Source organism: Staphylococcus sp. EG-SA-18 (genome assembly GCF_017151825.1).
In the GTDB taxonomy this organism is placed as follows: domain Bacteria; phylum Bacillota; class Bacilli; order Staphylococcales; family Staphylococcaceae; genus Staphylococcus; species Staphylococcus aureus.
Map to the genome: position 1 here is coordinate 1 of NZ_JACYVY010000026.1, position 21,998 is coordinate 21,998.

A 21,998-nucleotide genomic window follows, 5' to 3' on the forward strand; every position below is an offset into this window, starting at 1 on the left:
CTTACATCTTATCTAATGCTAGCTTTTTGACAAAAATATGACAATCAATTAATGTGATTCTAATAAATATTCGCAAATTGCTTTATTGCGATTAAATTTTTTTGGTGGTACTATATAGAAGTTGATGAAATATTAATGAACTTATATGCAAAAGTATATTGAGAAATAAACAGGTAAAAAGGAGAATTATTTTGCAAAATTTTAAAGAACTAGGGATTTCGGATAATACGGTTCAGTCACTTGAATCAATGGGATTTAAAGAGCCGACACCTATCCAAAAAGACAGTATCCCTTATGCGTTACAAGGAATTGATATCCTTGGGCAAGCTCAAACCGGTACAGGTAAAACAGGAGCATTCGGTATTCCTTTAATTGAGAAAGTAGTAGGGAAACAAGGGGTTCAATCGTTGATTTTAGCACCTACAAGAGAATTGGCAATGCAGGTAGCTGAACAATTAAGAGAATTTAGCCGTGGACAAGGTGTCCAAGTTGTTACTGTATTCGGTGGTATGCCTATCGAACGCCAAATTAAAGCCTTGAAAAAAGGCCCACAAATCGTAGTCGGAACACCTGGGCGTGTTATCGACCATTTAAATCGTCGCACATTAAAAACGGACGGAATTCATACTTTGATTTTAGATGAAGCTGATGAAATGATGAATATGGGATTCATCGATGATATGAGATTTATTATGGATAAAATTCCAGCAGTACAACGTCAAACAATGTTGTTCTCAGCTACAATGCCTAAAGCAATCCAAGCTTTAGTACAACAATTTATGAAATCACCAAAAATCATTAAGACAATGAATAATGAAATGTCTGATCCACAAATCGAAGAATTCTATACAATTGTTAAAGAATTAGAGAAATTTGATACATTTACAAATTTCCTAGATGTTCATCAACCTGAATTAGCAATCGTATTCGGACGTACAAAACGTCGTGTTGATGAATTAACAAGTGCTTTGATTTCTAAAGGATATAAAGCTGAAGGCTTACATGGTGATATTACACAAGCGAAACGTTTAGAAGTATTAAAGAAATTTAAAAATGACCAAATTAATATTTTAGTCGCTACTGATGTAGCAGCAAGAGGACTAGATATTTCTGGTGTGAGTCATGTTTATAACTTTGATATACCTCAAGATACTGAAAGCTATACACACCGTATTGGTCGTACGGGTCGTGCTGGTAAAGAAGGTATCGCGGTAACATTTGTAAATCCAATTGAAATGGATTACATTAGACAAATTGAAGATGCTAATGGTAGAAAAATGAGCGCACTTCGTCCACCTCATCGTAAAGAAGTACTTCAAGCACGTGAAGATGACATCAAAGAAAAAGTTGAAAACTGGATGTCTAAAGAGTCAGAATCACGCTTGAAACGCATTTCTACAGAGTTGTTAAATGAATATAACGATGTTGATTTAGTTGCTGCACTTTTACAAGAGTTAGTAGAAGCGAACGATGAAGTTGAAGTTCAATTAACTTTTGAAAAACCATTATCTCGCAAAGGCCGTAACGGTAAACCAAGCGGTTCTCGTAACAGAAATAGTAAGCGTGGTAATCCTAAATTTGACAGTAAGAGTAAACGTTCAAAAGGATACTCAAGTAAAAAGAAAAGTACAAAAAAATTCGACCGTAAAGAGAAGAGCAGCGGTGGAAGCAGACCTATGAAAGGTCGCACATTTGCTGACCATCAAAAATAATTTATAGATTAAGAGCTTAAAGATGTAATGTCTTGAGCTCTTTTTTGTTTTCAATAATTGATTCTCTGTAGATATCAAAGTACTAACGTTTTAAAGGTTAAATATTTAATTGGATTGAGATCTGTATGCGGTTATATCATTCTGTGTAAATATGGTTCTCCACCAAATGTGGTGAGTATATAATTTAAAGAACTATTTTTAAATTAAGAATAATCGAACATAAATAAACTTTATGAAATTTCAGTATCATGTTCTTGTAAAAAAATAATAGGGCTTTTTGCTGACGCTAGTGCGCGATAAATAATAAGTTGAATATAAAAAAGATCACTGCCAATCATTCGTTTAATGGCAGGATCTTTTTTATTTAATTATTTCTCTTTCCACTGCAACATTTGATAACCAATGCGTGGATGTGTTTTAATAATATCTTTTGCGTCCTCATGACATTGTGAAAGTTTTTGTCTTAATGATGTCATATGCACTCTTAAACTAGGCATTTCAGTCTTATTAACATAGCCATATATTCGTTTTAATATCATCTCATAAGTGAGTACTTTTCCTTTATGATTTGACAATAGTTCTAACAAGCTAAATTCATTTGGAGTCAAATGTACCTCCTGATTATTAATAACAACAGATTTGGAGCCAAAGTCGATGCTTAGCAAACCGTTAGTAAATACAATGTTAGTTTCTTGATGCGACTTAGCGATTCTCTCGATGACTCGTATTCGTGCCCGAAGCTCATCAACATTAAAAGGTTTAGTCATATAGTCATTCGCACCGTTATCTAAAGCTTGAATAATTGTTTGTTCTTCTTGTCTTGCACTTATTACAATGATAGGAATGTCAGTATGTTGCCTGATTTCTGAAATCAAACATAATCCATCTTTATCTGGTAAACCTAAATCTAATAAAATGACATCTGGTTTATCAATTTGAATTTTAAAGTGTGCTTGTGTGGCATTGTCGGCTGTAGTTACATTGTAATAATCTAAAGTTAATGCAACATCAAGTAAATGTGTGATTGCGTGATCATCTTCAATTATCAATATTTTAGATTGCATTATACGTCTCCTTCATTAAAGTCTGTATCTATATTGAAATAGAATATACTGCCGTGTGGTTGGTTCGGTTTATATTGTAAGTTTGATTGATGTTTGTGTAGGATAGTCTGTACTAAATATAAGCCTAGTCCCATGCTTTCTTTTTGGTTATCTTTAAAATATTTATTTGATCCTGTGTAAAAAGGCTCGAATATCTTTTGTTGTTCTTCTAAACTAATTCCAGGTCCTTCGTCTATAACGGCAAATTCGATTTGTTCATCGCTAGCATAACGAATAGATAAATTGATTTTGGTGTCAGTAGAAGTGTGTTTAACTGCATTTTCAATCAAATTGAATAAAGCTTGTAAAATCAACTTACTGTCAATGTGTATAAACTGTAAATCTACTGAGGATGATACAGTTATACGCTTTTTTAAATGGCGACGTTCTAGAATCATATCGATTTCTTCTACTAATTCACTAACGAGATAAGGTTGCAATTTTATCTGAACATTTGATGACTGTAATTTTGTTAATGATAAAATATTTGTCACTAATAGATATAAATACTGACTTTCTTGAAAACTATGCACAAGTAATTGTTCCTTTTCTATGATAGACATATCTTTACTATGTGATACTAAAATATCTAAATTTCCCATAATTGTTGTTAACGGTGTACGTATGTCATGCGAAATTGATCTTAAAAAATTTGAATGTGTCAGTTGACGTTCAGCCTGTAACATGGATTCTCTCGTTTGTTTAAGTAACGTCACATTTTCAACGGCGAGAGAAAGTTCATTTAACATTGATTCTAATATTGATGCATCATATGGATTAATCACTTGAGAACTTTGGTAATCAATGGCTAGAATGCCTTTAATCGGAGATGTGCCAATTGGTATCAACCATTTATTAATGCCTGGAAATGTATCTGTTGTTGCACCAGCTTGTCTTTCATTTTTAATTACCCAGCTTAATGCTTGTTCATGCTGTTGAGTCGTATTATCGATATGGTTTTGCAATGGTATTGTTTTAATTACTTTCGATTGATTGATAACGTATATAGTAATTGATTGTTGCAATAATTGATTAATTTGGTATCCAGCATTTATTAGTAAGTTTTCAACTGTATAAGTTTGTTTAATCGAATCATTAAATTGAAATAATAAATCTGTACGATAAAGTTGCTTTTTAGTAATGGAGTATTGGAATTTAATTTGTTTTAATAAAGCACTCGTTAAAATACTTGTTAAAATGCTAACGATAAATGTAATAGGATAGTCAAAGCGATATACTTCAAATGTATATCTAGGTTCCGTAAAAAAATAATTAAAAACAAATACGTTAATAATTGCTGCTAAAAAGCCAATGATGAAGGATCGCGTCCAAATGGATAACAAAATGATGCCGATGAGAAAAATCATTAAAATAATCGTACTAGACTCATGCTTATCAAGTTGATAAATCCACAGTCCCATCATTACACAAATTATTTGAATCAAAATCATTTTTAACATATCTATGGCGAAACGTTTGCCTTTAGGACGATAGGGTGATTTGTTCATTTTCAATTCAACAGGTATTTGTTTGATTGGAACGATTTCGACTTTATAGCTATGTTCAAAGGACATTAAATGGTCAATTAAAGGTGTATTGAAAAAGTCTCGCCACTTATTTCTAATATGTTGTCCGATAATTAATTTGGTTACATCTTGATTTTTACACCATTCGTCTAATCCTAATGCAACGGTTTGGCTATAAACTACTTTTACTTTTGCTCCTAATGATTTTGCAAGCATGAGATGTTGATGCACTTGCTTTTGACTATCTTTATATTGCCTGTTTTTTTCGAATACATCTATATAAATAGCAGTGAATTTCGCATGTTCTTTTTGAGCAATATGGAATGCCTCTTTAATTACTGCTTCATTATAAATGCTCCCACTAATTGCCACAGCAATATGAGGTTTGAGTGACGTTTTATGATTGTGTCGGACTTTTTCTTTATCACTCATCAAGTCGGCAACTGTTCTTAACGTCAATGTACGCAGTTCGCTTAGGTGGGCATACGTAAAGAAATTACTAAATGCTACATCTAGCCTATCCTTTTTATATACCTTGCCAGCTTTTAAGCGTTTAATTAATTGTTCAGGTGAGATATCTACGACTTCTAATACATCGGCGCTCATTATGAAATAGTCGGGTACACGTTCTTTAACATGTATACCGGTCATCAGTTCAATTTGACTACTTAAACTTTCAATATGTTGAATGTTCAAAGTGGTATGAACATCGATACCATGATTTAAAATTTCTTCAATATCCATATATCGTTTCTCATGACGATCTCTAGAAATATTCGTATGTGCTAACTCATCGATAAGTACTATTGTCGGCGATTCTTCGATTATGCGGTCGACATCTAAATATTGAAAATGATGACTACCATGTTTAGTAAAATTGGTTGTGATTTTAGGTAATTGTTCAGCTAATGCATTTGTTTCATCACGCTGATGCGGTTCAATATATCCTATTTTAATATCAACGTTACTTTGAAATAGTTCAATGGCATTTGAAAGCATCTCAAATGTTTTACCAACACCTGGACTGTAACCGATGTAAATTGTTAAAGATCCACGCTTTTTTCCTATGTTTAGCGATTCAGTGTTTGACATAACCTTCACCTCGATAGCAATATCATAATATTCTTCACAATTAAATGCTATAAAATTTATTTCTGCATACACATCTTAATGATTTCTTAATAACTAAGTTTGAAAATTAATATTTCTCTCATAAACAAGTTGTTACGATGTTGTTGTGTTGTAAGGAGGTTATGACAATGCTCATCGTTTTATTACTGGTAGTTATTGCATTAGTTTTGTATTTATTTTATGCCTTAATTCGTAGTGAAAAATTTTAGAAATATATTAAGTGAGGGTTATCATGGAAATAATTTTGTTTCTAACAATGATGGTTATGATTACGTATGTTTTTAGTGGATATCTATATCGCGTAGCATTGGTGCAATCGTCAAGAGTAGATTTAATATTTACTAGATTTGAAAATATGTGTTTTAAAATTATCGGCACAGATTTAGAACACATGTCAGCTAAAACATATGTCAAACATTTTCTGGCATTTAATGGATTTATGGGGTTTATAACATTTGTATTGCTAATAGTTCAGCAATGGCTTTTTTTAAATCCAAATCATAATTTAAACCAATCGATAGATTTAGCGTTTAATACAGCAATATCTTTTTTAACAAATAGTAATTTACAACACTATAACGGTGAATCAGATGTGACATATTTAACGCAAATGATTGTAATGACATATTTAATGTTTACATCTAGTGCATCAGGTTACGCCGTTTGTATAGCGATGTTGAGACGTTTAACTGGATTAACTAATATCATTGGTAATTTTTATCAAGATATTGTTCGGTTTATTGTCCGAGTACTTTTACCATTATCATGTTTAATTAGTATTTTATTGATGACTCAAGGTGTACCACAAACGTTGCATGCTAATTTAATGATTCGGACTTTAAGCGGACATATTCAACATATTGCATTTGGACCTATTGCATCACTTGAATCAATAAAACATCTTGGTACGAATGGTGGAGGATTTTTAGCAGGAAATTCTGCAACACCTTTTGAAAATCCAAATATTTGGAGCAATTTTATAGAAATGGGCAGTATGATGTTACTTCCTATGTCAATGTTGTTCTTATGTGGTCGCATGTTAAGTAGACATGGTAAACGAGTACATCGTCATGCGTTGATATTATTTGTCGCAATGTTTTTCATTTTTATAGCAATTCTTACATTAACTATGTGGAGTGAGTATCGTGGTAATCCAATACTAGCGAATTTAGGCATTTATGGACCGAATATGGAAGGTAAAGAGGTACGGTTTGGAGCAGGCTTGTCAGCACTATTTACAGTTATTACGACGGCATTTACAACGGGTTCTGTTAATAACATGCATGATAGCTTAACGCCTTTAGGTGGATTAGGACCAATGGTATTAATGATGCTAAATGTTGTATTTGGTGGCGAAGGCGTAGGACTCATGAATTTATTGATATATGTCTTACTGACGGTGTTTATATGCAGTTTGATGGTTGGTAAAACACCAGAATATTTAAATATGCCAATTGGCGCCCGTGAAATGAAATGTATTGTCTTAGTCTTTCTCATACATCCAATTTTAATTTTAGTATTTTCAGCACTTGCTTTTATGATTCCTGGAGCAAGTGAAAGTATAACGAATCCGTCTTTTCATGGTATTTCGCAAGTTATGTATGAAATGACATCAGCTGCTGCGAACAATGGATCAGGGTTTGAAGGACTGAAAGATGATACAACATTCTGGAATATCTCTACAGGAATCATTATGTTGCTTTCTCGTTATATACCAATTATTTTGCAATTAATGATTGCATCAAGTTTAGTGAATAAAAAATCATACCACCAAGATAAATATACAATAGCGATTGATAAACCTTATTTTGGCGTATCACTAATCGTATTTATCGTTTTACTAAGTGGTTTGACATTTATTCCAGTACTATTACTTGGTCCTATTGGTGAATTTTTAACTTTAAAATAAAGTAAAGGGATGGAAAAAATGCATCATGTAAATAAATATTTCAATCAAACAATGGTGATAGAAGCTTTGAAAATGAGTTTTTATAAGCTGAATCCTAAACAATTAATAAAAAATCCGATAATGTTTGTCGTTGAGGTTGGAATGATTTTAACGTTGATATTAATATGTTTTCCTGACATATTTGGAACTAGTTATCTATCGCGAGGTTATTTGATTACAATTTTTATCATATTATTAATAACTATATTGTTTGCTAATTTTTCAGAAGCCTTTGCTGAAGGTCGTGGAAAAGCGCAAGCTGATAGTTTAAGACAAGCACAATCAAATTTAACTGCTCGATTGATAGAAGAAAATGGTGCGTATCGGATAGTGAACGCCACAGAGTTAAAAGCCGGACAAAATATTCGGGTAGAAAATGGAGAAACAATCCCTGCTGATGGCGTTGTAATAAATGGATTAGCAACCGTTGATGAATCTGCAATTACTGGTGAGTCTGCACCTGTGATAAAAGAATCAGGTGGCGATTTTGATGGAGTCATTGGCGGTACACTTGTAACATCTGATTGGTTAGAAATACGTGTTGAGAGTGAAGCGGGTACATCTTTTTTAGATAAAATGATTGCCTTAGTTGAAGGGGCGGAAAGAAATAAAACACCAAATGAAATTGCACTTTTTACATTATTAACAACGTTAACAATTATATTTTTAGTCGTTATTGTAACGTTATATCCAATAGCATCTTACCTGCATTTAATTTTACCTATTGCGATGCTCATTGCGTTAACAGTATGTTTAATACCAACGACAATCGGTGGTTTGTTATCGGCGATTGGTATTGCAGGCATGGATCGTGTTACTCAATTCAATGTATTAGCGAAAAGTGGGCGTGCTGTAGAAGTATGTGGAGATGTCGATGTAATGATTTTAGACAAGACAGGCACAATCACTTATGGCAATCGAATCGCTAGTGAATTTTTACCAGTGAATCAACAAATGCTGGAAAAATTGATAGTCGCTGCTTATATGTCATCAATCTACGATGATACGCCAGAAGGAAAAAGTATTGTACGATTAGCGAAGCAGATGTATATAAATGAGCTGCCTAAAGACATTGATGGCACATATAAGACTTTTACAGCTGAAACTAGAATGAGCGGAATCATTACAAATGAAATATCGGTATTCAAAGGTGCACCTAATAGTATGATAAATCTTGTCAAACAACAACAAGGCAATATTCCTCTTAATATTGAGTCTCTCTGTATGGATGTATCGAGTAAAGGTGGCACACCATTAATAGTCATTGAAAACAATGTCATGCTTGGCGTGATTTATTTAAAAGATGTGATTAAAGATGGTCTTGTAGAACGATTTACTGAATTGAGAAAAATGGGGATTGAAACAGTTATGTGTACAGGTGATAATGCTTTAACAGCAGCTACAATTGCAAAAGAAGCCGGGGTTGATAGATTTGTTGCAGAGTGTAAACCCGAAGATAAAATTAAAGTCATCAAAGATGAACAAGCGAAAGGCCATATTGTTGCGATGACAGGAGATGGTACAAATGATGCACCTGCGCTAGCACAAGCGAATATAGGATTAGCTATGAACTCAGGGACAATTAGTGCTAAAGAGGCAGCTAATCTAATTGATTTAGATTCGAATCCTACAAAGTTAATAGAGGTTGTAAAAATAGGCAAACAATTATTAATGACGAGAGGTGCATTAACGACATTTAGTTTGGCTAATGACGTAGCAAAATACTTTGCAATTTTACCTGCACTAATGATGTCAACAATTCCAGAAATGACTTCACTAAATATTATGCATTTATCGTCACCTAAATCTGCAATTATATCAGCTTTGATATTCAATGCATTAATCATTGTTGCCTTAATTCCAATTGCTATGAAAGGTGTAAAAGTAAAGGGTTACAGCATTGATAGAATTTTTATAAATAATATGTTGATTTATGGATTAGGTGGATTAATCGTCCCGTTTTTAGGCATTAAATTAATAGATATGATTGTACAATTTTTTGTGTAAAGAGGAAGGAGCCTGTACCATGAATACGATAAGAAATAGTATTTGTTTAACGATAATAACTATGGTATTATGTGGATTTTTATTCCCGTTAGCTATCACGTTAATTGGTCAAATATTTTTTTATCAACAAGCAAACGGCAGTTTAATTACGTATGACAATCGTATAGTAGGATCAAAATTGATTGGACAGCACTGGACAGAGACACGATATTTTCACGGGAGACCGAGTGCAGTTGATTATAATATGAATCCTGAAAAATTATATAAAAACGGCGTATCATCAGGTGGAAGTAATGAATCGAATGGAAACACCGAATTAATAGCACGCATGAAACATCATGTTAAATTTGGGAATTCAAATGTAACAATAGATGCTGCAACAAGTTCTGGGTCGGGCTTAGATCCGCATATTACGGTTGAAAATGCATTGAAGCAAGCACCTCGTATTGCTGATGCTCGTCATATATCTACTTCAAGAGTGGCCGACTTGATTCAACATCGTAAGCAGCGTGGTGTGTTAACAAATGATTATGTGAATGTGCTTGAACTAAATATTGCTCTTGATAAGATGAAAGATTGATTATAGATGAAAGGCATCATGTTGATAAAATTATAACATGGTGTCTTTTTAGCGATTCAAGCACTTTCTGCTTAACTAAATTTTTAGATGTACCTTTAGGAAGAATAAATTAGCATGAAATATTCCATATGCTATAATTAGCAACATATAAAAATAAAATGAAATAGATTATAAATCCGTATAATTTTTTATTTGGGGAGAGGGGTATATGTCAGATTATACTAAGTTGTCTAAGAGTCCTAAGTCAGCATTGTTGTATTATTACATTACGAATGGCTTAGAATTTATATTGAGTGTAGCTGTGTATGTCATTTTTTATTTTATATGGTTAAGATTTGAATGGCCACATTACTTACTTTATATTTTGTTGGTTTTAGGTGCTCTGAGTACATTAAAATTATGTATTAAGCCTTTATGGCAATATCATTGTCGCTTTTATAAAGTTGATCAACTAAGTGTACAATATCGTACATCATTTTTAATATATAAAGAAGAAACGAGTCGAATTGAACGTTTACAATACTTGTCGATTAAATCTAATCCAATTAGTAAAGTGCTTAATTTGTATAAAGTTGGATTTATGACTGCAGGTCATACTATTTATTTACCGATGATGTCTCATGACGATGTTAAAATAATCGAAGCGAGAACTATGTCGAATTTGAGAGGGGTTGAAAGTGATGTCTGAACCTCAAAAATTACATCCGATTTCATATTTTAATGGCATAATCAATGCTATCAAACAAAACATAGTCGTCTTTTTTATTTTCATTATCTTTCAATTGAAAGATTTTGATTATACGAATCCCGAATCATATTTATGGATAGGTATTGTATTTGTATTCTTTTTAATATCATACATTTCTCAAATTGTCGGAATTATGAACACGCGATATTGGATTGAGGATAATTATTTCATTTTAACAACAGGTATTTTTAATAAAAAGCGTAAAGAATTAAATATAAAACGTATTCAGTCCGTTGATATGACACAAGGGGTCGTCAATCAAATTATTGGTGGTGTGGATTTACAAATCAAAACACCAAGTGATGGTATTGTCTTAAGTGTTATTTCGAAAAAACAAGGTGAATATCTTGAACGCTATATTGATCAATTGCAAACAGAGTTGAAGACAGAAGTGGCGCAAAAGTCTAGTGCTGAGAAGAATGACAACTGTAATCATGACATTGAAGGTAATGTGGAAGACATCGCAGAAGGTCGCTTAGATGAAGTGCAGAACACTGATAGTATGCTTAATCAGAAAAATAAACGCATTCCTATATATCAGATGAATTTTAAAGAATCACTATTTATGGCAATGACCAGTGGCGCCATTGGTGTAACGTTAGCAGCTTTAGTACCGATTTACGGGGCTGTAAGAGAGTTGATCCCATGGTCGAAGCTAAATCATGAAATTAGTCAATGGGTTCAAATTGTAAGTATTTCAGTATTAATCATCATTTTACTAGTATTAATAGTGGCATATATTATTGGAACGATTATAACGATGATAAGATTTTATGGCTTTTCGGTGATGCTTGAAAATGAGCAACTTAAAATTGAATATGGTCTCTTTAACAAGAAGAAAGTAACTGTACCAACGAAACGATTGCAAGCTGTTGTTGAACGTCAGTCATATATACGAAGATTATTTGGCTACACAGCAATACATTTTATCATCACAAGTGATTTTGAAAATAAAAAAATCGAAGATGATGACAATGATTCAGGTAGTGTGCCGATATTGCCGTTTATTAAACGAGACAAAGCATATCAAATTATCCAGAATTTAGTACCAGATTTATCTTATCAACAAGTTAATGAAGGTATGCCTTTGTCAGGTTTCCACAGACACTTTTTAATACCTAGTATTATTGTCATAGCTATGGCAGGTATTGGCTGTTATTTTTGGAATCAATTATTATTGTTATTTACGATTATAACAATAGTCATTATTGGTTTATTTGTGATCAAAGGATATCTTTATGTCAAACATGCGGGTTTTAAAATGACAGAAGAACAAATTACTATCCAGAATTTCGAGCTATTGAAACGAAATATTTATTATTTTAAAGCGCATCACATTATAGGATTTGACACTTGGCAACATACATTACTTAAACGCAACAATTTAAATAATTTTAGCTTTATTGTTGCTAAAGGTGTGGGAGCCCAATCGATTAACCTAAAATACGCAAGAAGTGAAGATGCAAATAAATTGAAATCATGGTATTTAAGAGGTGAAAATGATGAGGGATTATAATTTTATGTCACCACACGCTAAAAAAGTGATGAGGTTAAGTGCTGTGCTGTTTTGGATACCCATAGCGCTTGTACTTTTAATCGCATTTAATATTTTGAACTGGCTATTTTGGGAGATATTAGATAACAATATATCCATTGTTAGTAGTGTGATTATAATATTACTTGTTGCTGTTTTCACGCTTGTCATAGCGCCAGTATATCGATATAAGCACTGCAGATATGCATTTGAAAAACACCATTTGCGTGTACGAAACGGCATTTTATTTTTGGATGAAAAAGTAATACCATATTTTCGTATTCAAAATATTGATATCGATGTTGGTCCTATAATGAGACGCTATCGATTAGCAACTTTGACCCTTTATACAGCGGGTGGTCAAGCTGAAATTGAATTAATAGATAGAAGTGAAGCACGTAGATTGAAACGATGGTTAAATAACGAGAGACATTTAGAAAACAATAAAAATGAGGAATAATCAATGATACATGGAATTGGTGTAGATTTAATCGAAATCGATCGAATAAAAGTGTTATATAGTAAGCAGCCAAAATTGGTTGAGCGGATTTTAACTAAAAATGAACAGCACAAATTCAACAATTTCACACATGAGCAACGTAAAATTGAATTTTTAGCTGGCAGGTTTGCTACAAAAGAAGCGTTCAGTAAAGCATTAGGCACAGGCTTAGGAAAACATGTAGCTTTTAACGATATAGACTGTTACAACGACGAACTTGGCAAACCAAAGATTGATTACGAAGGGTTCATCGTACATGTTAGTATCTCACACACTGAGCATTATGCGATGAGCCAAGTTGTTTTAGAAAAGTCAGCATTTTAAATTTGTTATACAATGATAATTAAGATCTAGTTTTAAAACGTGTGGGAATTACAGGAGGAAGTAATATGTCGGATAAATATTATAGATCTGCGTATATGAATGTAGATTTAAACGCTGTTGCATCAAATTTCAAAGTATTCAGTACATTGCATCCAAATAAAACAGTGATGGCTGTCGTTAAAGCCAATGCCTATGGACTAGGTAGTGTTAAAGTAGCACGTCATTTAATGGAAAATGGCGCCACATTTTTTGCTGTAGCAACGTTAGATGAAGCGATAGAACTTAGAATGCATGGGATTACTGCTAAAATTTTAGTCTTAGGTGTGTTACCAGCTAAAGATATTGATAAAGCGATACAACACCGAGTTGCCTTAACGGTTCCGTCTAAACAGTGGTTGAAAGAAGCAATTAAAAACATTTCTGGTGAGCAAGAGAAAAAGTTATGGTTGCACATTAAATTAGATACAGGAATGGGACGTTTAGGTATTAAAGATACTAATACGTATCAAGAAGTGATTGAAATCATTCAACAATATGAGCAACTTGTATTTGAAGGCGTGTTTACACACTTTGCCTGTGCTGACGAACCAGGAGATATGACAACTGAACAATATCAACGTTTTAAAGATATGGTCAATGAAGCAATTAAACCTGAATATATACATTGTCAGAACTCAGCAGGTTCTCTACTAATGGATTGCCAATTCTGTAATGCAATAAGACCAGGAATTTCCCTTTATGGATATTATCCATCAGAGTATGTACAGCAAAAAGTTAAAGTACACCTTAAACCAAGTGTGCAATTAATTGCTAATGTAGTTCAAACAAAGACGCTACAAGCGGGTGAGTCTGTAAGTTATGGTGCAACTTATACAGCTACTGACCCAACTACAATAGCATTGTTACCTATTGGATATGCAGATGGCTATTTACGCATAATGCAAGGTAGCTTTGTAAATGTAAATGGTCATCAATGCGAAGTTATTGGTCGCGTATGTATGGATCAGACAATTGTTAAAGTGCCAGATCAAGTTAAAGCTGGAGATTCGGTGATTTTAATAGATAATCATAGAGAAAGTCCACAGTCGGTAGAGGTGGTAGCTGAAAAGCAACATACTATTAATTATGAAGTGCTTTGTAACTTGTCGAGACGTTTGCCGCGAATCTATCATGATGGTGATCAACGTTTTGTAACAAATGAATTGTTAAAATAATATGGTCAGTGCATATAAAATTTGTTATCATTAGAGTAATTAAAGGTCATTTAATAACTTTTGGAATCAATTGGAGGTTCTCATATGTTATCTTTTAGTCAAAATAGAAGTCATAGCTTAGAACAATCTTTAAAAGAAGGATATTCACAAATGGCTGATTTAAATCTCTCCCTAGCGAACGAAGCTTTTCCGATAGAGTGTGAAGCATGCGATTGCAACGAAACATATTTATCTTCTAATTCAACGAATGAATGATTAGACGAGGAGATGTTTATTTAGCAGATTTATCACCAGTACAGGGATCTGAACAAGGGGGAGTCAGACCTGTAGTCATAATTCAAAATGATACTGGTAATAAATATAGTCCTACAGTTATTGTTGCGGCAATAACTGGTAGGATTAATAAAGCGAAAATACCGACACATGTAGAGATTGAAAAGAAAAAGTATAAGTTGGATAAAGACTCAGTTATATTATTAGAACAAATTCGTACACTTGATAAAAAACGATTGAAAGAAAAACTGACGTACTTATCCGATGATAAAATGAAAGAAGTAGATAATGCACTAATGATTAGTTTAGGGCTGAATGCAGTAGCTCACCAGAAAAATTAGGCGTCTATTATATGTATTTTTCAGAGATAAATAAAATATTGATATAAAAGACAATAACTTTATAATAATTATAACTATTTCTAAATTCTGTACGAAGAATTTTCTTATAAACAAAGATTTTAGCAAATACCAGTTATGATATTCATATTTTTTATTATAAAAGGATGTCTTAAGTTTTTTAGGCTTTAGGTATTCCATCCTAAAGTTTTTTTAGCTTAAAAGTATCATCTACAGCAAAATTGCAAACGACAAAATTGATAAGTGCAATTAAATAAATGTTAGTAAGTGAATCATAATTATCCTTGCTTAAGCATTTGCTTTGTAAGGGAAGTGAGGAGGCAACTAATCGTGGAAGAATTTAAGCAACATTATAAGGGTTTAATTGATGAAAGTTTAACGTGCCAAGATAAAGTAGAATTGATAAAAAAGTGTGAGAAATACACTGACGAAGTGATTCGTAAGGACGTCTTGCCTGAAGACATTGTCGATATTCACAAAAACTATATATTGACGTTAAACTTAACGCGTGAAGATGTGTTCAAGACATTAGATGTCTTACAAGAAATCGTTAAAGGCTTTGGTTATAGTTATCGAGATTATCAAAGATTGGTAGATAAACTTCAAGTTCACGATAAAGAGATAGACTTAGCTTCTAGCTTACAACAAACAATGCTTAAAACAGATATTCCACAATTTGATAGTATTCAAATTGGCGTTATTTCAGTGGCGGCACAAAAAGTAAGTGGAGATTATTTTAATTTAATTGACCATAACGATGGCACAATGAGCTTTGCTGTTGCAGATGTCATTGGAAAAGGTATACCAGCTGCTTTAGCAATGAGTATGATAAAGTTTGGCATGGATTCTTATGGACACTCACAATTACCGAGTGATGGTTTAAAACGTTTAAATCGTGTTGTTGAAAAGAATATTAATCAAAATATGTTCGTCACAATGTTTTATGGTTTATATGAAGAAATGAACCATTTATTGTATTGTAGTTCAGCTGGTCATGAGCCTGGATATATTTATCGCGCTGAAAAAGAAGAATTCGAAGAAATTTCAGTTAGAGGTAGAGTGTTAGGAATCAGTTCACAAACACGATATCAACAACAAGAAATTCCAATATACCTTGATGATTTAATTATCATTTTAACGGATGGTGTGACTGAAGCTAGAAATAGTGAAGGTACCTTTATAGATAAACAAAAACTTTTAGAATATATTAAAAAACATAAACATATGCACCCACAAGATATTGTTCAAATTATCTATGAAGCAATTTTAAAGCTTCAAAACCCAAATAAAAAAGATGATATGACTATTTTGATTATAAAAAGAGTAAATTAATTTAAAAAAGAAGATTAGAAATTATTTCGATGGGTATATAATAATTTGAAATATAAATATGGTGGATACAGCGCTTAAAATGAAGATAAATATTTTTAATAAGTAGGAGTGTAATGAAATGAATCTTAATATAGAAACAACCACTCAAGATAAATTTTACGAAGTTAAAGTCGGTGGAGAATTAGATGTTTATACTGTGCCTGAATTAGAAGAGGTTTTAACACCTATGAGACAAGATGGAACTCGTGATATTTATGTTAATTTAGAAAATGTGAGTTATATGGATTCGACAGGTTTAGGTTTATTCGTAGGTACATTAAAAGCATTAAACCAAAATGATAAAGAACTATACATTTTAGGTGTGTCAGATCGTATCGGTAGACTATTTGAAATTACTGGTCTTAAGGATTTAATGCATGTTAATGAAGGAACGGAGGTCGAATAACATGCAATCTAAAGAAGATTTTATCGAAATGCGCGTGCCAGCATCGGCAGAGTATGTAAGTTTAATTCGTTTAACACTTTCTGGCGTTTTTTCGAGAGCTGGTGCTACATATGATGATATTGAAGATGCCAAGATTGCAGTTAGTGAAGCTGTGACAAATGCAGTTAAACATGCATACAAAGAAAATAACAATGTAGGCATTATTAACATATATTTTGAAATTTTAGAAGATAAAATTAAAATTGTTATTTCTGATAAAGGTGACAGTTTTGATTATGAAACAACTAAATCAAAAATAGGTCCTTACGATAAAAACGAAAATATAGACTTTTTACGCGAAGGTGGCCTAGGTTTATTTTTAATCGAATCTTTAATGGATGAAGTGACAGTATATAAAGAATCTGGTGTGACAATCAGTATGACTAAGTATATAAAAAAAGAGCAGGTGCGAAATAATGGCGAAAGAGTCGAAATCAGCTAATGAAGTTTCACCTGAGCAAATTAACCAATGGATTAAAGAACACCAAGAAAATAAGAATACAGATGCACAGGATAAGTTAGTTAAACATTACCAAAAACTAATTGAGTCATTGGCATATAAATATTCTAAAGGACAATCACATCACGAAGATTTAGTTCAAGTTGGTATGGTTGGTTTAATAGGTGCCATAAATAGATTCGATATGTCCTTTGAACGGAAGTTTGAAGCCTTTTTAGTACCTACTGTAATCGGTGAAATCAAAAGATATCTACGAGATAAAACTTGGAGTGTACATGTTCCGAGACGTATTAAAGAAATTGGGCCAAGAATCAAAAAAGTGAGCGATGAACTAACCGCTGAATTAGAGCGTTCACCTTCTATCAGTGAAATAGCTGATCGATTAGAAGTCTCAGAAGAAGAAGTGTTAGAAGCAATGGAAATGGGACAAAGTTATAATGCGTTAAGTGTTGATCATTCCATTGAAGCTGATAAAGATGGTTCAACTGTTACGCTATTAGATATTATGGGGCAACAAGATGACCATTATGACTTAACTGAAAAACGTATGATTTTAGAAAAAATATTACCTATATTATCTGATCGCGAACGAGAAATCATACAATGTACGTTTATTGAAGGATTGAGTCAAAAAGAGACAGGTGAGCGTATCGGTTTAAGTCAAATGCATGTATCACGACTTCAGAGAACGGCAATTAAGAAATTACAAGAAGCAGCACATCAATAGAATTTGTTTATTAATGATACGTTTTATAATGAAAAATCCATATAATTATCCCTTGATTATTAAATTGAAATCGAGGGGTATTTTTAATTTAATTAAGATTTTCGAATTAATACATTATTAGTGTAGTTTAATGTGTATCCACATAAATGTCGCGATATAGTATTAATAATTTAAGTGAAGAAGATATCTAATTGTCGTTTTAAATAGGTGGGTTGCTATTAGAATAAAAAAGTAGTCTTAGATTATGAAATTTAGAAATGATGGTGTGTCATTTTCAATAATCTTAGTGCGTTTTAAAATATAGTATGACCTAATCATTCGTTTTAAATGTTTTGGAAGTGAAAATTACATTAAGTATCATACCTTAATAGAAGTATTTTAGAATATGTTAAAATAAATGAGTAAATTTAAGAAAAAGTGTGGGTTAAGTAAATGGACAATCAATTGATTAATTCAATCATAGAGAAATATCAATTTAGTAAAAAACAAATTGAAGCAGTATTAACACTGCTAGAAGAAAAAAATACAGTACCATTTATTGCGAGGTATCGAAAAGAGCAAACTGGTGGACTAGATGAAGTTCAAATAAAGCAAATTGATGACGAATACCAATATATGGTCAATTTACAAAAACGTAAAGAAGAAGTTATCAAAAATATAGAACAGCAAGGATTACTTACTGAGGAATTAAAGAACGATATTTTAAAACAGAACAAATTACAACGTGTTGAAGACCTATATAGGCCTTTTAAACAAAAGAAAAAGACAAGGGCAACTGAGGCGAAACGTAAAGGGTTAGAGCCATTAGCGATATGGATGAAGGCACGTAAACATGAAGTCTCAATTGAAGAAAAAGCACAACAATTTATAAATGAAGAAGTGCAATCGGTTGAAGATGCTATCAAAGGTGCACAAGATATTATTGCGGAACAAATTTCAGATAATCCTAAATATAGAACAAAAATTTTAAAAGATATGTATCATCAAGGTGTGTTAACTACATCTAAAAAGAAAAATGCTGAAGATGAAAAAGGTATTTTTGAAATGTACTATGCATATAGTGAGCCAATTAAACGCATTGCTAATCATAGAGTTTTAGCTGTTAATCGTGGTGAAAAAGAGAAAGTATTATCTGTAAAGTTTGAATTCGATACGACATCAGTAGAGGATTTCATTGCACGTCAAGAAATCAATCATAATAATGTAAATCGCAGTTATATTTTAGAGGCGATTAAAGATAGCTTGAAACGCTTAATTGTCCCTTCGATAGAGCGTGAAATCCATGCTGATTTAACTGAAAAAGCTGAAAATCATGCAATAGATGTTTTTAGTGAAAACTTAAGAAATCTATTACTGCAACCTCCAATGAAAGGTAAACAAATATTAGGCGTAGATCCAGCATTTAGAACAGGTTGTAAATTAGCAGTCATTAACCCATTCGGTACTTTTATAGCAAAAGGTGTGATTTATCCGCATCCACCAGTTTCTAAAAAAGAGGCAGCAGAGAAGGATTTTGTACAAATGGTTAAAGCGTATGATGTGCAATTAATTGCAATTGGCAATGGTACTGCAAGTCGTGAAACAGAACAATTTGTTGCAGATTTAATTAAAAAGCATCAGTTGCCAGTACAATTCATCATTGTCAATGAAGCGGGCGCTTCAGTATACTCAGCATCAGAAATTGCTAGAGATGAATTTCCTGATTTTCAAGTGGAAGAAAGAAGTGCCGTATCAATTGGACGACGCGTTCAAGATCCATTAAGTGAATTAGTTAAAATCGATCCTAAATCTATTGGTGTCGGACAATACCAGCATGATGTTAATCAAAAAGCACTAGAAAATGCATTAACTTTCGTTGTTGAAACAGCAGTTAACCAAGTAGGTGTTGATGTCAATACAGCATCATCATCATTATTACAATATGTGTCTGGTCTAAGTTCGCAAATTGCTAAAAATATAATTGCATATAGAGAAGAAAATGGCGCAATAAAGCATAATAAAGAGTTAAGCAAGATTAAGCGTTTGGGTGCTAAAACTTTTGAGCAGAGTATAGGATTTTTAAGAATAGTAGACGGTTCAGAGCCATTGGATAATACATCGATTCATCCCGAAAGCTATAAAGTAACGTATCAGTTATTAGATAAACTCGGATTTGGTGGCAATGATTTAGGTAGTGATGCATTAAAAGCTAAATTAAATTCATTGGATATGGATGAACTGGCGATTGAATTACAAGTCGGTGTACCTACATTAGAGGATATTATTAAATCCTTGAAAGCACCTAATCGAGATCCAAGGGACGAGTTTGAAACACCAATCCTTAAATCCGATGTGCTATCAATTGAAGATTTACAAGAAGGAATGAAATTGAGTGGTACAGTTAGAAATGTAGTAGATTTTGGAGCATTTGTAGATATAGGTGTTAAACAAGATGGACTTGTCCATGTTTCGAAACTTTCTAAGAAGTTCGTAAAAAATCCAATGGATATTGTCAGTGTTGGTGATATCGTTGACGTTTGGATTTACAGTATTGACAAAAATAAAGACAAAGTATCATTAACGATGATTGATCCACATGAATAATGACAAACTTCAGCGAATGGTTGAGAATCTTTCGGAAGAAAAATTTGGACGTACGTTTCGACATTGTGCATATTTTAATAAAAGGTTACGTACAACAGGCGGACGTTATCTTTTAAAGTCCCATGATATTGAAATTAATCCAAAACAATATGAGCATTATGGAGAAGATGCTGTTGTAAAAATTATACTGCACGAATTATGTCATTATCACTTGCATATTGCTGGTAAAGGTTATCAACATAAAGATCAAGATTTTAAACGATTGAGCCAACAGGTTGGAGCGCCTAGATTTTGTAACAGCATTGAAAGCTATCAACAACGGGCAAATTATGAATATTATTGCACTAAATGTCATGCAAAATATATACGTATCCGTAAAGTTGATACGAATCGTATGCGTTGCGGACATTGCAATGGAAAATTAAGAATGAAAAGACAATTGAAATAAGTACAATACAAATAGAGCTAATTCGTGTATATGTAAGATTATTTATGAGTTGTATGGAATTTATATAGAATTTATCAGTGAGTTATTTTGATTGGTAAACATAGTAATTGAATAAGAAGAAATTGTGTTTATAAAATGTTTAAAGCCGAGATTGTCGTAATTTAATACTTCGCAATCTCGGCTTTTCTACTTATGATATAGGTAATGGCATAAATTGTGACTTGATAGGATGAAATTAAATTGATTAGATTAAAAATCTTGACGTATTTTAGTAATAAATAATATATAAACTTTACCCAATTAAAGCTTTAAAGTAGCACAAAAGATAATTATACATTTTTAATGACATTTTGATTGAACTTTTCTATTGACTGTACAGCTTATAGTTAGTATGATTAAACACGTTCCTTAAAAAAGAACAAATTAAATAAACTTTGATTTGAAAGACAGTCAATTCTAAATTTAATTTATAAAATATGTTGACAATAAGTTCTTAATGTTTTATTATAAATAGCGTTGTGTTAACAACTGATAACACAAATTAATTTATTGTAAAAAAACGATTAAAAGTTATTGACAAATATTTTTAAACATAATATAATAAATAACGTTCTGAAAAACGAAGATGTTTTAAATGCCTATATCCGCGGTCGTGGCGGAATGGCAGACGCGCTAGGTTGAGGGCCTAGTGGGAGAAATCCCGTGGAGGTTCAAGTCCTCTCGGCCGCATCAAAATTCTTAATTAAATAAGCGGGTGTAGTTTAATGGCAAAACCTCAGCCTTCCAAGCTGATGTTGTGGGTTCGATTCCCATCACCCGCTCCATAGATAATTTTAATGAACATTGAAAACTGAATGACAATATGTCAACATTAATTCCAAAAACGTAACTATAAGTTACAAACATTATTTAGTATTTATGAGCTAATCAAACATCATAATTTTTATGGAGAGTTTGATCCTGGCTCAGGATGAACGCTGGCGGCGTGCCTAATACATGCAAGTCG

The 21,998-nt window shown here is 32.5% G+C and carries 20 protein-coding genes, 2 tRNA genes and 1 rRNA gene; 21 read left to right on the forward strand and 2 right to left on the reverse strand.

What is annotated here, in order from left to right; all coding sequences use genetic code 11:
• Positions 1 to 191 precede the first annotated feature (191 nt).
• Entirely contained in the window at positions 192 to 1,712 is a 1,521-nt protein-coding gene (cshA, locus tag IDG66_RS07735) for a degradosome RNA helicase CshA (RefSeq protein WP_001178942.1), read from the forward strand.
• 368 nt (positions 1,713 to 2,080) lie between these two features.
• On the opposite strand, the gene IDG66_RS07740 is transcribed toward cshA, so the two are convergent.
• Positions 2,081 to 2,776 carry a response regulator transcription factor gene (locus IDG66_RS07740; RefSeq protein WP_001190841.1) on the reverse strand — a complete coding sequence of 232 codons (696 nt, stop codon included), beginning with the start codon at positions 2,774 to 2,776 and terminating at the stop codon, positions 2,081 to 2,083.
• Positions 2,776 to 5,433, reverse strand: coding sequence for a sensor histidine kinase (locus IDG66_RS07745; protein WP_000072274.1), 2,658 nt, complete (start codon positions 5,431 to 5,433; stop codon positions 2,776 to 2,778). Before IDG66_RS07745 ends, IDG66_RS07740 begins: the two co-directional genes overlap by 1 nt.
• A gap of 137 nt (positions 5,434 to 5,570) precedes the next feature.
• On the opposite strand from IDG66_RS07745, the gene kdpF reads away from it, so the two are divergent.
• From kdpF to IDG66_RS07845, 20 genes are all read left to right on the forward strand, one after another.
• Entirely contained in the window at positions 5,571 to 5,681 is a 111-nt protein-coding gene (gene kdpF / locus IDG66_RS07750) for a K(+)-transporting ATPase subunit F (RefSeq protein WP_001793397.1), read from the forward strand.
• Positions 5,682 to 5,704: 23 nt separating this feature from the next.
• Positions 5,705 to 7,381 carry a potassium-transporting ATPase subunit KdpA gene (gene kdpA / locus IDG66_RS07755; protein ID WP_183139271.1) on the forward strand — a complete coding sequence of 559 codons (1,677 nt, stop codon included), beginning with the start codon at positions 5,705 to 5,707 and terminating at the stop codon, positions 7,379 to 7,381.
• 18 nt (positions 7,382 to 7,399) lie between these two features.
• Entirely contained in the window at positions 7,400 to 9,427 is a 2,028-nt protein-coding gene (gene kdpB / locus IDG66_RS07760) for a potassium-transporting ATPase subunit KdpB (RefSeq protein ID WP_000546599.1), read from the forward strand.
• 19 nt (positions 9,428 to 9,446) lie between these two features.
• The gene (locus tag IDG66_RS07765) at positions 9,447 to 10,007 is read left to right on the forward strand and encodes a K(+)-transporting ATPase subunit C (protein WP_001092409.1); all 561 of its coding nucleotides are present in this window, start codon (positions 9,447 to 9,449) and stop codon (positions 10,005 to 10,007) included.
• Positions 10,008 to 10,215: 208 nt separating this feature from the next.
• Complete coding sequence (locus IDG66_RS07770) at positions 10,216 to 10,695, forward strand: PH domain-containing protein (RefSeq protein ID WP_001287078.1); 480 nt, start codon at positions 10,216 to 10,218, stop codon at positions 10,693 to 10,695.
• On the forward strand, positions 10,688 to 12,271 hold the full coding sequence (locus IDG66_RS07775) for a PH domain-containing protein (protein ID WP_001294626.1): 1,584 nt from the start codon (positions 10,688 to 10,690) through the stop codon (positions 12,269 to 12,271). Before IDG66_RS07770 ends, IDG66_RS07775 begins: the two co-directional genes overlap by 8 nt.
• Entirely contained in the window at positions 12,258 to 12,749 is a 492-nt protein-coding gene (locus tag IDG66_RS07780; RefSeq protein ID WP_001205912.1) for a PH domain-containing protein, read from the forward strand. The genes IDG66_RS07775 and IDG66_RS07780 overlap by 14 nt, the downstream gene beginning before the upstream one ends.
• Positions 12,750 to 12,752: 3 nt before the next feature.
• Positions 12,753 to 13,112 (forward strand): holo-ACP synthase, encoded by a 360-nt coding sequence (gene acpS / locus IDG66_RS07785; protein ID WP_000581197.1) that lies wholly within the window; start codon positions 12,753 to 12,755, stop codon positions 13,110 to 13,112.
• A gap of 65 nt (positions 13,113 to 13,177) precedes the next feature.
• A complete protein-coding gene (gene alr / locus IDG66_RS07790; RefSeq protein WP_001281154.1) occupies positions 13,178 to 14,326 on the forward strand; it encodes an alanine racemase in 1,149 nt (382 codons plus the stop codon).
• 84 nt (positions 14,327 to 14,410) lie between these two features.
• Entirely contained in the window at positions 14,411 to 14,581 is a 171-nt protein-coding gene (gene mazE / locus IDG66_RS07795) for a type II toxin-antitoxin system antitoxin MazE (protein ID WP_000948331.1), read from the forward strand.
• Complete coding sequence (locus IDG66_RS07800) at positions 14,578 to 14,940, forward strand: type II toxin-antitoxin system PemK/MazF family toxin (RefSeq protein WP_000621175.1); 363 nt, start codon at positions 14,578 to 14,580, stop codon at positions 14,938 to 14,940. Before mazE ends, IDG66_RS07800 begins: the two co-directional genes overlap by 4 nt.
• 348 nt (positions 14,941 to 15,288) lie before the next feature.
• Positions 15,289 to 16,290 (forward strand): SpoIIE family protein phosphatase, encoded by a 1,002-nt coding sequence (locus IDG66_RS07805; RefSeq protein WP_000390829.1) that lies wholly within the window; start codon positions 15,289 to 15,291, stop codon positions 16,288 to 16,290.
• A gap of 118 nt (positions 16,291 to 16,408) precedes the next feature.
• Positions 16,409 to 16,735 carry an anti-sigma factor antagonist gene (locus IDG66_RS07810; protein WP_001052491.1) on the forward strand — a complete coding sequence of 109 codons (327 nt, stop codon included), beginning with the start codon at positions 16,409 to 16,411 and terminating at the stop codon, positions 16,733 to 16,735.
• 1 nt (position 16,736) lies between these two features.
• Positions 16,737 to 17,216, forward strand: coding sequence for an anti-sigma B factor RsbW (gene rsbW / locus IDG66_RS07815; protein ID WP_001190830.1), 480 nt, complete (start codon positions 16,737 to 16,739; stop codon positions 17,214 to 17,216).
• Positions 17,191 to 17,961: an RNA polymerase sigma factor SigB gene (sigB, locus tag IDG66_RS07820; RefSeq protein ID WP_001041108.1), complete on the forward strand. Its 771-nt coding sequence runs from the start codon at positions 17,191 to 17,193 to the stop codon at positions 17,959 to 17,961. Before rsbW ends, sigB begins: the two co-directional genes overlap by 26 nt.
• A gap of 432 nt (positions 17,962 to 18,393) precedes the next feature.
• Positions 18,394 to 20,544, forward strand: a complete 2,151-nt coding sequence (locus tag IDG66_RS07825) for a Tex family protein (protein WP_000370138.1) — start codon at positions 18,394 to 18,396, stop codon at positions 20,542 to 20,544.
• Positions 20,537 to 20,992, forward strand: coding sequence for a SprT family protein (locus tag IDG66_RS07830; RefSeq protein ID WP_001058111.1), 456 nt, complete (start codon positions 20,537 to 20,539; stop codon positions 20,990 to 20,992). The genes IDG66_RS07825 and IDG66_RS07830 overlap by 8 nt, the downstream gene beginning before the upstream one ends.
• A 646-nt stretch (positions 20,993 to 21,638) precedes the next feature.
• Positions 21,639 to 21,721: transfer RNA gene (locus IDG66_RS07835), tRNA-Leu, on the forward strand.
• 21 nt (positions 21,722 to 21,742) lie between these two features.
• Positions 21,743 to 21,816 (forward strand) — tRNA-Gly (locus tag IDG66_RS07840).
• 118 nt (positions 21,817 to 21,934) lie between these two features.
• Positions 21,935 to 21,998, forward strand: a 16S ribosomal RNA gene (locus IDG66_RS07845); the annotation flags it as partial.